The sequence below is a fragment of the Micromonospora acroterricola genome, from assembly GCF_003172955.1.
In the GTDB taxonomy this organism is placed as follows: Bacteria; Actinomycetota; Actinomycetes; order Mycobacteriales; family Micromonosporaceae; genus Micromonospora; species Micromonospora acroterricola.
The window spans coordinates 1-10168 of record NZ_QGKR01000210.1 but is presented as its reverse complement, the minus strand read 5'-3'; the positions used below and the strand labels follow the sequence as shown (position 1 = coordinate 10168).

The window sequence follows — 10168 nt, the reverse complement described above, 5'->3', positions numbered from 1 at the left end:
GGGTGACGGGGGTGGTGTCCGCGTCCGCGGTGGTCGAGACGACCGGGACGGGGGTGGTTGGGGAGTCGGACTGCACGCGCTCGTCGCGCGGCAGCTCGGCGGTGGGGTGCGACGGCTCGGCGTCGGTGGGGGCCGGCCGGCGCTGCGGGTCGGACTCGAACTCGGTCATGGAACTACCTTCTCCCCGGCCACTGCGACCAACCTGGAACCGTCCTGGAAGTTGCCTGACAGTCATTCTCCCGCGTCGTCGACCTGAGGCACCTGCGGCAGCCGGACCCGGAAGGTGGCGCCGCCGCCCGGGGTCTCGACCACCTCGACCGTGCCGTGGTGCGCGGCGACCAGCGCCGCCACGATGGCCAGGCCGAGACCGGTGCCGGTGTTGCCGTCGGCTCGCCGGGTCCGCGCCGCGTCGGCCCGGTAGAACCGCTCGAAGACCCTTTCCGCCTGCTCCGGGGAGAGCCCGGGGCCGGTGTCGGCCACCTCCACCACGGCGAGGTTTCCCGGCTCGCCGCGCAGCCGCAGGCTGACCTCCGCGTCCGGCGGGGTGTGGGTCAGCGCGTTGGTGACCAGGTTGCCGATCACCTGACGCAACCGCGCGTCGTCGGCGAAGACGACGAGGGGGCCCGAGCCGGGCTCGATCTCCAGCTCGATACGCCGGTCCGGGGCCATCGCGCGGGCGGCCTGCACCGCGTCGGACGCGAGCACCGGCAGCTCCACCGGCGCCAGCGAGAGCGGCCGTTCCCGGTCCAGCCGGGCGAGCAGCAGGAGGTCCTCCACCAGCAGCCCCATCCGGGCCGCCTCGTCCTCGATCCGGCGCAGCAGGCCGGCTGTCTGCTCCGGCGCCCGCGCCGCGCCCTGCCGGTACAGCTCGGCGAAGCCGCGAATCGTCGTCAGCGGCGTACGCAGCTCGTGCGACGCGTCCGCGACGAACTGCCGCATCCGCTCCTCGGAGCGCCGGGCGCGGGCCTCGGACGCCTGGGCGGCGGCGGCCGCGTCCCGGGCGCCGCTCTCGGCGGAGCGCGCCGCGGTCTCCGAGGCGGCCCGGGCGGTGAACGCCGCCTCGATCTGGGTGAGCATCGCGTTCAGCGCGCGGGAGAGCCGTCCCAGCTCGGAGGTGGGATGCTCCTGCCCCTCTTCCGGGTCGGGCACCCGACGGGTCAGATCGCCCCCGGCGATGGCGGCGGCGGTCCGTTCGATCTCGACCAGCGGCTTGAGGCTGGTCCGGACGATCGCCGCGCCCACCGAGGCGAGCAGGATCAGCACCGCGCCGCCGACCAGCAGGTCGATCCAGGCCAGCCGCTTGACGGCGAGGTCGACGTCGGTCAGGTGCTCGCCGATCGCGGCCATCTGGCCGCTGGGCAGCTCGGTGTAGAGCATCCGCCAGCGCACCGAGCTGTCCCGGGCGCGGACGGTGAACGGGTCGCCCTCCTGGGCCTCCTCCTGCGCTTCGAACCCGGCCGCGTCGCTCGGCCACGGCGGCAGGTCGGTCTCCTTGAAGCGGGAACTGTCGTACGCGAACTGCACCTTGCCGGTGGTCGGGCTGGCCAGCACCACCACATAGTCGCTGGGTAGCGAGACGCCGTTCGACGGCATGATGGACTGGATCCGGTCAGCCGACTCGCGCAACTCAAGGTCGATCTGGTCGACCAGGTAGTTGTGCAGGAAGTACGCGGTCGAGACACTGATCACCACCAGGGCGCCGAAGACCAGCGCCAGCACCGACGCGACCAGCTTGACCCGCAGTGGTACGCCCCGCAGCCGTCCCTTCGCCTGCTCGACCGCGTTCACGCCGCCGGCTTGCGCAGGACGTACCCGACGCCACGCAGGGTGTGGATCAGCCGGGGCTGGCTGGTGTCGACCTTGCGCCGCAGATAGGAGATGTAGGACTCGACGATGTTGTCGTCGCCGCGGAAGTCGTAGTTCCAGACGTGGTCGAGGATCTGCGCCTTGGACAGCACGCGGTTGGCGTTGAGCATCAGGTAGCGCAGCAGCTTGAACTCGGTCGGCGAGAGCTGCACCCGCTGCCCGGCGCGGTGCACCTCGTGGGTCTCCTCGTCCAGCTCCAGGTCGGCGAAGGTGAGCCGGGACGGCGCCTGCTCGCCGGTGGTGGTGCGGCGCAGCACGGCGCGGATCCGGGCGGTCAGCTCCTCCAGGCTGAAGGGCTTGGTGACGTAGTCGTCGCCGCCGAGGGTCAGCCCGCGGATCTTGTCGTCGGTGGCGTCCCGCGCGGTCAGGAAGACCACCGGGGTACGCGTGCCGCCCTCGCGGAGCATGCGGATGACCTCGAAGCCGTCGAGGTCAGGGAGCATCACGTCGAGCACCACCAGGTCGGGCCGGTGGTCCTTGGCGGCGTTCAGAGCCGCGCTCCCGCTGGTCGCGGTTGCCACGTCGAAGCCCGCGAACCGCAGGCTCGCGGACAACAGTTCGAGGATGTTCGGGTCGTCCTCGACGACGAGCAGTCGCGCCTCGGTCTGGGTAGCGGGCATGCGCCCATCATCGGTGACCTCACTGCGTCGGCGCTGGACGCTTCCTGCAAAAATCCTGTGAGTCGCCGGCCCCTCCGGCCGGTGGCGCCGGTCAGCGCAGCAGCCGGCGCAGCCCGTCCAGCGCGCCGTCGAGCAACCGGATCGCGGTGCGCAGCTGGGTGTCGCTGAACCGCCGGGCCCGAGCCAACCGGCCGACCTCCGCGGTGAACGCGGCCAGCCGCTGGTCGAACTCGTCGAGCAGCTCCCCGCGGGGCCCGCTGGCCGGCGCCGGACGGGGCGGCGGAGCGGGGGGCTCCCACCGGGTGCGCCGGGTCTGCCGGGCGGCCTCGCTCAGCTCCCGCTTGAGATCACGCACCGAACCGCTCACCTCGCTGCGGATCTCGCCGGCAAGCGTGGAGAGGTCCGCGACCGAGGCGGCGATGTCCGCCTCCAGGGTGGCCAGCTCACCGGCCCGCTGGCGCAGCTCGTCGCGGCCGGCGTCGGTGATGCCGTACGTCTTGCGCCCCCCGGCCGCGGTGTGGCTGACCAGCCCCTCCGCCTCCAGCCGTTGCAGGCGGGGGTAGATGGTGCCGGCGCTGGGTGCGTAGAGGCCGAGGAAACGGTCCTCCAGCAGGCGGATCAACTCGTAGCCGTGCTTCGGGCCGTCGTCGAGGAGTTTCAGCAGGTAGAGCCGGAGCCGGCCGTGGCTGAACACGGCGGTCACGGCAGCTCCTCCTCGTTGTCGTCCACCGGCCGGGCGAGCAGGGCGATGCTCCCCGAGGTCGCGGACGCCCAGAGCTTACCCTCGCCGGCTCCGAGCACTCCCTCGCTGTTCGCCAGGGGGAACGTCGAGGTGCGCACCTGGGGGAACCCGCTGGTGATCCGGCCCGAGGCGGTGTTGAGCCGGACGGAGAGGTCGCTGTCCTCCCGGATCCGGACGGTGATGCTGCCGGAGATGGTGGTCAGCCGGATCTCGCTGCCCCGGGGATTGTCCAGATCGCAGGTGATGGCTCCAGAGACGGTCTGCGCCTGCACCCGGTCGGCGGCGCTCTGGGCGACGATCACCTCGCCGGAGACCGTCTCCAGAGTGAGCTCGCCGCGCACGCCGAGCGCCTCCACCGGGCCGGACGTGATCCGCGCGGAGGTGCTGCCCCGCAGCCCCATCAGGGTGATCCGGCCGGCGGTCACGTCGGCGGTGGTGTTCCGGCGCAGCCCGGAGACGACCAGCGAGCCCGCGACCAGGCGCAGGTCGGCGAGGACGTCGGCGGGGACCGCGACGGAGACGTCCACCCGCGGATACCGGTGCACCGACCGGAGCCACCGCAGGGCGTCGGCCCAGCCCCGGCCGCGCTCCTGCCGGATGGTGAGCCGGCCGTCGGAGTGGTCGATGAGGACCCGCCGGCGGCCGACCCGGGTGACGTCGATGCGGGCCGGGCCGTCGGCGGCGACGACGTTGAGCTGCCCGCTCACCAGGCGGACGTCCAGCCGGGTGACCGGGTCGTCCACGGTGAGCCGCTGCGGGCTGTCGACCGTCCATCCGGTCATGGCGTCCTCCCCTCGACGGCGCGCCGACGCGCGTCCGACGAGGAGACCGTAACGCGATACATCGCGACACACAAGACGGCGGTTCGGTCTGGGATGCGCGCCCGCCGCTTCCAGCCGTGTGCGCCGGTACTCGTGATACCTCTGAGTCATATCTATGCCCTGGAGGTATCACGCTCACGAGGTAGCCACGGCCCGGTGGTGCGGCTGAACTGTCGCGGGCAGAGCGGACGGATGTCCCGGCCGTGGGTCTCCGCGCCCGGTCAGGCCGCCAGGTCCAGCTCCCGGCCGGCATCCGACGTCGGCGCGGCCACCGTGGGTGCGTCGGCCACGGCCACGGTGGGCACCGGGCGCAGCCGGCCCCGCGCCGCCGCCCCCGTCGAGGGCAGCAGGTGTACGGCCGACTCGGCGGCCCGGGCCAGCAACCGCCGGTCGGCGTCGCGGGCCGGGTGCAGGGCTGCCGCGATCGTCACCGAGACCACCAGTTCCCGCGCCGCGGCCACCCGGGCCACCGAGCGCAGCAGGGTGTCCGCACCGAGGAACGCGGCGGCGGTGGTGGCCGCCCCGGTCGCCTCGCACCGGTAGGCCAGTCGCAGCGGCACGACGGGGCTGCCCGTGTCGATGGCCGCCTGGAACATGGCGGGCCGGAACCCGCCGCCCGGGCGGCAGTCGCTCACGCCGTCCCTGGCGCACCAGGTCGTACCCTCCGGAAAGACCGCGACGGACCGACCCGCGCGGAGCGTTCCGGCGAGCCGGCGCACGGTGTCCGGCAGCGCCCGCGGCCGGGACCGGTCCACGAAGACCGTGCCCGCCGCCGCGGCCAGCAGGCCCACCACCGGCCAGGCGCGGACCTCCCGCTTCGCCACCATCCGGGTCGGCGCGACCGCCAGCACCGCGAGGATGTCCAGCCACGACACGTGGTTGGCGACCAGCAGCGCGCGCCGCCGGGGCAGTCGACCCTTGATCACCAGCCGGACGCCGAACGCCCGCGCGGCGGCCCGGGCCCACCCGCGTACCGCCGCCTGCCGCTCACGCGCCGGCAGCACGGGCAGCAGCACGGCCAGGCACACCCCGGCCAGCAGCATCCCCGCCCCCGCGCCCAGCCGGAGCACCCGGCGGGCCACCGGCACGGTGGGGACCTCGCCAGCTGCCGGAAGGCACTCCTCGTCACAGCCGGACGAGGGCCGCCAGAGGTCGTGCGGTACGGCGGTCACCGCTCCGCCCCGCCCAGGAAGTGCCGCAGGTAGCGCGGGTTCATCCGGTCCAGGGAGAAGAGCACGTAGAAGTCCGCGACCCCGAAGTCGGGGTCGTACGACGGCTCGCCACAGATCCACGCACCGAGCCGGAGGTAGCCGCGCAGCAGCGGCGGCACCGCGACCCGGCCGGCCGGGTCGGCGGCCGGCTCGGCGGTGGCGGCCGGCTCGGCGGTGGCGGCCGGCTCGGCGAACCACGGTCGCAGGGGGCGGACCCGCAGCGGCGGCGGCGCCAGGTGCCGCGCCTGGGCCTGCGCCCACACCCCGGCGACCGTCCGACCGCCGTCGGCCACCGGCACCGAGGCGCAGCCGCCGAGCCAGCGGGAACCGCGCAGGTGCAGGTACCGGGTGATGCCGGCCCACATCAGGTTGATCACCGCGCCGGAGCGGTGGTCCGGGTGCACGCAGGACCGGCCCGCCTCGACCAGGTCGTCGCGGAGCGGGTCGAGCGCGGCGAGATCGAACTCGTCCTCCGCGTACCGCCGGTCGGTGCGGCCGGGCGGCAGCAGCCGGTACGTGCCGACCACCTCGCCGGTGTTCTCCTGGCGGACGATCAGGTGGTCACAGTGGGCGTCGAACGGGTCCACGTCCAGCCCGGCCTCGCCAGGGCGGAGGGTGGCGCCGAGTTCGGTGGCGAACACCTCGTGACGCAGGCGTTGCGCGGCCGCGACCTGGGTCGGGTCGTCGGCGATCAGCAGGGTGTATCCGCTGGTCGTCAGGGGTGCGCCAGCGGCATGCAGAACGGCCATGGGATCTGTGTAGGTGCCCCGGGTTGCCATCCCCGGTGTCCACCGGTGTCGATCGGGTGAACGACGGCCGGCGGCCCGTGAGCGGAGGGCCGGGCGGCGACCGGCCGGCGGCGACGGCGTGACGTTCCGGCGTCCGGGCAGGGCGTGCGGTGGCCCGCCGGCGCGCCCTGCGGCAGCCGTGCGAGGCTGCCGGACGGACCCGGCGTCGGCGCCGGCAGCCCCACCGGAGGTCGACGATGCGCATCGAGTCCCGCTACAACGGGCCGTCCGGCTCCGGCAACGGCGGCTGGAGCGCGGGCGTCTTCGCCGCCGCGGCGGGCGATCCCGGGCCGCTCGAGGTGACGCTGCGCAGGCCCCCACCGCTGGAGACCGTGCTGACGTTGGTCGACGGCGAGGTCCGTGACCCGGCCGGCGAGCTGGTGGCCGAGGTCCGCCCGGCCGGGGTGGTGGACGCCGTCGTACCCCCGGTCGACCGGGACGTGGCGGCGGACGCCGCGATCCGCTATCCCGGCCTCGTCGAGCACCCGTTCCCCGACTGCTACGTCTGCGGTCCGCGGCGGGCCGACGGGCTGCGGATCTTCCCTGGCCCGCTGGAGGACGGCCGGACGGCCGCGCCGTTCCGGGCGCCGGAGCAGGTCAGCGAGCCCACCGTGTGGGCGGCGCTGGACTGTCCGGGCGGCTGGGCGGTGCTCGCGCCGGGCCGCCCGTACCTGCTGGGCCGGATCGCCGCCGTGGTCACCGCGCTGCCGGCGCCCGGCGACGAGTGCGTGGTGACCGGGGCGTTGATCCGGGCCGAGGGCCGCAAGGCGCTCGTGCACACCAGCCTGTACGGACCGGACGGCGCCCTGCTCGGCGCGGCCCGGGCCACCTGGATCGGCCGCTGACCCACGCCGTCCTCCGCAGGGAGGAGTCACCTCCACCTCGAGACGGACCGCGTCGTACGGACCGCGCCTGATTGACCTTGTTGCCTGGGACCGTCACGCTGTGCCACGGCGTACCTCGACGCCACACACGGGAGGAGAACGATGACTGACGGGCAGCGAAGCCCCACCAGTGACGGTCAGATCGTGGTGTCCGGCCTGACGAAGCAGTACAAGAACGTCCGGGCGGTGAACAACCTGTCCTTCACGGTCGCGCCGGGGCGGGTGACCGGCTTCCTCGGCCCGAACGGCGCCGGCAAGACCACCACGCTGCGCATGCTGCTGAACCTGGTCACGCCCACCGCCGGGACGGCCACCATCAGCGGCCACCGGTACGCCGACCTCGCCGACCCGCTGCGGCACGTCGGCGCGATCCTGGAGGCGTCCAGCGCGCACAAGGGCCGCACCGGCATCAACCACCTGCGGGTGATCTGCGCGGCGGCCGGGCTGCCGAAGCAGCGGGCCGACGAGGCGCTGGCCCTGGTCGGGTTGACCCCGGCGGCGAAGCGCAAGTTCAAGGGCTACTCGCTGGGTATGAAGCAGCGGCTCGGCATCGCCGCCGCGATGCTCGGTGACCCCCGGGTGCTGATCCTCGACGAGCCGGCCAACGGGCTCGACCCGGAGGGCATCCGGTGGATGCGTGGGTTCCTCAAGAACCTCGCCCACGAGGGTCGCACGGTGCTGGTCTCCAGCCACCTGCTGTCCGAGATGCAGTTGCTCGCCGACGACGTGGTGATCATCGCGGCGGGGCAGCTGATCCGGCAGGGACCGGTCGACCAGGTCCTCGGGTCGATGGCGCAGGGCGCCCGGGTCCGGGTCCGCACCCCGCAGACCGAGGCGCTGACCGCCGCGCTGAAGGCGCAGTCGGCCACCGTCGACACCGACGAGCAGGGCGTCATGCTGGTCGGCGGGGTGGACGCCCCGACGATCGGCCGGGCCGCCCTGGCCGCCGGGGTGGAGCTGCACGAACTGACCACCGAACGGCCCGACCTGGAACGGGTCTTCCTGGAGCTGACGGCCGGAAAGGCGGGCATCCGATGAACCTGGTCCGAGCCGAACTGCTCAAGATCCGTACCACCAACACCTGGTGGATCTTCGCGCTCATCAGCCTGCCGCTCTGGGCGCTCACCCTGCTCATCAACTGGTTGCAGGCCGACGCCCTGACCAGCAACGCCGTCACCGACCTGTCGTCCGAGCAGGCGGCCCAGTTCGAGGCGGCGGCCAGCCCGGACGCGCTCTCGTCGAACCTGTTCACCACCGGGCAGTTCTTCGGCCTGCTGATCGTGATGCTGCTCGGCATCATCGTGGTGACCAGCGAGTTCTTCCACCAGACGGTGACCACCACGTTCCTCACCACGCCGCACCGCACCGCGGTGATGAGCGCCAAGCTCGCCGCGGCGAGTGTGCTGGCGCTGCTGTTCTGGCTGGTCACCACCGCGTTCAACCTGATCGCCGGTGCGGCGGTGCTGAACGCGGTCGGAGTGGGCTCGCAACTCGGCAACGACGCGGCCTGGCGGGCGATCGGGTTGAACCTGCTCGCGTACCTGCTGTGGGCGGTGTTCGGCGTCGGCATCGGAGTGCTGATCCGCAGCCAGATCGGCGCGACCGTGACCGGCATCCTGCTCTACCTGGGTGGCTCGATCGGCGCCATCGTGGTGATCAGCATCCTGGCCGCCAGGTGGGGTGACTGGATCAACAACCTGCAACTGCTGGTGCCGTCGCTCGCCTCGTCGCTGATGGTCACCGGGGCGGACATCCCCGGCAACCCGCCGCGCTGGGCCGGCGCCGTCGTGCTGATCGGGTACGCGGTGATCACCGGCCTGGTCGGCACCCTGCTGATGCGCCGGCGCGACATCTCCTGACCCGGACCGTCCCGGGGTGGTGGCGGCACGGCCGCCGCCCCGGGGCGCCGCGCTCCCCCGGTGGCGGCGGCACGGCCGCCACCGGGGGTCCGGCTCCGAGCCCCGTGCCCGCTCAGCCGCCTGGACAGCCCCGGCCTCCGCTGACCGGGACGCAGTGGCTGACCGGCGGGTCCGGCTCCTGGTCGGCCGGGCTGTGGCCGATCAGTGGACTGGTCGCCATGCCGTCGATGAGCGCGAACGCCAGGTACAGCAGCACCATCCCGCCGAGTGCCCAGCCGAAGTGCCGGCGCCAACCCGCATCCCCGGCCAGCCCGGCGAGCAGCAGGCCGGCCAGCGGAAGCACCGCGTTGAGCACGAGCCCGGCGGTCAGCAGGGCGTCCGTGGTCGCGCCGAACGCCCGCGCCGCCTCGTCGGTCGGCGTGTACGGCGTGGACACCCGCCGGATCAGGCCCACCACGAGCAGGAACGGCACCCCGTAGAGCCAGGCGAAGAAGAGCCCGCCGAGGCCGAGCCGCTTCACGACCGGCCGCCCAGGTACGCGGCGGCCACGACGGCGCAGACCGCGAAGCTGACCGCCACGGACAGGGTGCCGGCCAGCACCACCGAGGAGACCCGGCGGACGACCAGCGCGTCGACGACCGCCGTGATGACCAGCAGCGCCACGAGCACCGGCCCGCCCCAGAACACCCCGGCCAGCACCAGCGACTCCAGCGGGGAGAGGCAGCTGAACATCGCCGAACAGTCCACCTCTGGCGCGCTCGGCACGCTCGCCGTGCCCACCACCACCGCCGCGATCGCGGTGGCGTACCAGCCGACGGCGACGGCCATGCTGCGGCCGTACTTCTCCCGTGTCCCCGTGCGATCCATGCGGCCGATCCTCGTCGGCCTCGCTTCGACGGACATCCGTACGGATACTCAGCCGTGCCTGCCAGGTCACCGTCCTACCAGTCGTCGATCAACCGCGCAGGCGTTGCTGAACTTCTGGCATCTTCTGTGAAACGGACCACGCGACCGAGGCGGAAATGCCTGCGGGATCTGTACGGCGTAGCCTGGGAGCCGTCCTGTCCGTGCTCCGAATTGGGCGCGCCGGACACCGCGTGACACACAAACCCGCGTGAAAGAGGCGATTACCGGCCGTGTCGACCCAGCAGACTTCGCAGGAGAACCCACTGGCGGGTTTCGGCCCGAACGAGTGGATCGTCGAGGACATGTACCAGCGCTACCTCGCCGACCCAACGAGCGTCGATTCGGCCTGGCACGACTTCTTCGCCGACTACCGACCAGCCCCGGGCGCCGCCACCCCGCGCGGCGGTGAGTCGACGGGCACGCCGGCCGCCGCGCCGGAGCCGGACGGCCAGCCGGAAGCGGCCGTCGAGG

At 73.3% G+C, this 10168-nt stretch carries 12 protein-coding genes; 4 read left to right on the top strand and 8 right to left on the bottom strand.

The window, feature by feature from the left end; all coding sequences use genetic code 11:
- Positions 1 to 231 precede the first annotated feature (231 nt).
- From DKT68_RS17560 to DKT68_RS17535, 6 genes are all read right to left on the bottom strand, one after another.
- Entirely contained in the window at positions 232 to 1788 is a 1557-nt protein-coding gene (locus DKT68_RS17560; protein WP_109818500.1) for a sensor histidine kinase, read from the bottom strand.
- Positions 1785 to 2486 (bottom strand): response regulator transcription factor, encoded by a 702-nt coding sequence (locus tag DKT68_RS17555; protein WP_074314148.1) that lies wholly within the window; start codon positions 2484 to 2486, stop codon positions 1785 to 1787. Before DKT68_RS17555 ends, DKT68_RS17560 begins: the two co-directional genes overlap by 4 nt.
- A gap of 91 nt (positions 2487 to 2577) precedes the next feature.
- Complete coding sequence (locus DKT68_RS17550) at positions 2578 to 3189, bottom strand: PadR family transcriptional regulator (protein ID WP_109818499.1); 612 nt, start codon at positions 3187 to 3189, stop codon at positions 2578 to 2580.
- Entirely contained in the window at positions 3186 to 4010 is an 825-nt protein-coding gene (locus tag DKT68_RS17545; protein ID WP_109818498.1) for a DUF4097 family beta strand repeat-containing protein, read from the bottom strand. The genes DKT68_RS17550 and DKT68_RS17545 overlap by 4 nt, the downstream gene beginning before the upstream one ends.
- 260 nt (positions 4011 to 4270) lie before the next feature.
- Positions 4271 to 5221 carry a lysophospholipid acyltransferase family protein gene (locus DKT68_RS17540; RefSeq protein ID WP_109818497.1) on the bottom strand — a complete coding sequence of 317 codons (951 nt, stop codon included), beginning with the start codon at positions 5219 to 5221 and terminating at the stop codon, positions 4271 to 4273.
- Positions 5218 to 6009 carry a GNAT family N-acetyltransferase gene (locus tag DKT68_RS17535; protein WP_109818496.1) on the bottom strand — a complete coding sequence of 264 codons (792 nt, stop codon included), beginning with the start codon at positions 6007 to 6009 and terminating at the stop codon, positions 5218 to 5220. The genes DKT68_RS17540 and DKT68_RS17535 overlap by 4 nt, the downstream gene beginning before the upstream one ends.
- A gap of 236 nt (positions 6010 to 6245) precedes the next feature.
- Here DKT68_RS17535 and DKT68_RS17530 point away from each other — a divergent pair, with 236 nt between their 5' ends.
- The 3 genes from DKT68_RS17530 to DKT68_RS17520 all read left to right on the top strand — a co-directional run bounded on the left by DKT68_RS17530 (position 6246) and on the right by DKT68_RS17520 (position 8791).
- Positions 6246 to 6893, top strand: coding sequence for a hotdog family protein (locus DKT68_RS17530; protein ID WP_109818495.1), 648 nt, complete (start codon positions 6246 to 6248; stop codon positions 6891 to 6893).
- A 141-nt stretch (positions 6894 to 7034) separates the two neighbouring features.
- Positions 7035 to 7970 (top strand): ABC transporter ATP-binding protein, encoded by a 936-nt coding sequence (locus DKT68_RS17525; protein ID WP_109818494.1) that lies wholly within the window; start codon positions 7035 to 7037, stop codon positions 7968 to 7970.
- Positions 7967 to 8791 (top strand): ABC transporter permease, encoded by an 825-nt coding sequence (locus DKT68_RS17520; protein WP_074314159.1) that lies wholly within the window; start codon positions 7967 to 7969, stop codon positions 8789 to 8791. Before DKT68_RS17525 ends, DKT68_RS17520 begins: the two co-directional genes overlap by 4 nt.
- A 112-nt stretch (positions 8792 to 8903) precedes the next feature.
- Here DKT68_RS17520 and DKT68_RS17515 read toward each other — a convergent pair whose 3' ends face one another.
- Entirely contained in the window at positions 8904 to 9311 is a 408-nt protein-coding gene (locus DKT68_RS17515) for a hypothetical protein (protein WP_109818493.1), read from the bottom strand.
- Positions 9308 to 9658 (bottom strand): hypothetical protein, encoded by a 351-nt coding sequence (locus DKT68_RS17510; protein WP_109818492.1) that lies wholly within the window; start codon positions 9656 to 9658, stop codon positions 9308 to 9310. The genes DKT68_RS17515 and DKT68_RS17510 overlap by 4 nt, the downstream gene beginning before the upstream one ends.
- Positions 9659 to 9927: 269 nt before the next feature.
- On the opposite strand from DKT68_RS17510, the gene DKT68_RS17505 reads away from it, so the two are divergent.
- A partial coding sequence (locus tag DKT68_RS17505) for a 2-oxoglutarate dehydrogenase E1 subunit family protein (RefSeq protein ID WP_146218392.1) occupies positions 9928 to 10168 on the top strand: 241 nt, incomplete at its 3' end.

Coding starts and splice junctions, on each gene's coding strand:
- DKT68_RS17545 (WP_109818498.1), bottom strand. CDS start 4,010: ATGACCGGATGGACGGTCGACAGCCCGCAGCGGCTCACCGTGGACGAC.
- DKT68_RS17530 (WP_109818495.1), top strand. CDS start 6,246: ATGCGCATCGAGTCCCGCTACAACGGGCCGTCCGGCTCCGGCAACGGC.
- DKT68_RS17510 (WP_109818492.1), bottom strand. CDS start 9,658: ATGGATCGCACGGGGACACGGGAGAAGTACGGCCGCAGCATGGCCGTC.
- DKT68_RS17535 (WP_109818496.1), bottom strand. CDS start 6,009: ATGGCCGTTCTGCATGCCGCTGGCGCACCCCTGACGACCAGCGGATAC.
- DKT68_RS17555 (WP_074314148.1), bottom strand. CDS start 2,486: ATGCCCGCTACCCAGACCGAGGCGCGACTGCTCGTCGTCGAGGACGAC.
- DKT68_RS17525 (WP_109818494.1), top strand. CDS start 7,035: ATGACTGACGGGCAGCGAAGCCCCACCAGTGACGGTCAGATCGTGGTG.
- DKT68_RS17520 (WP_074314159.1), top strand. CDS start 7,967: ATGAACCTGGTCCGAGCCGAACTGCTCAAGATCCGTACCACCAACACC.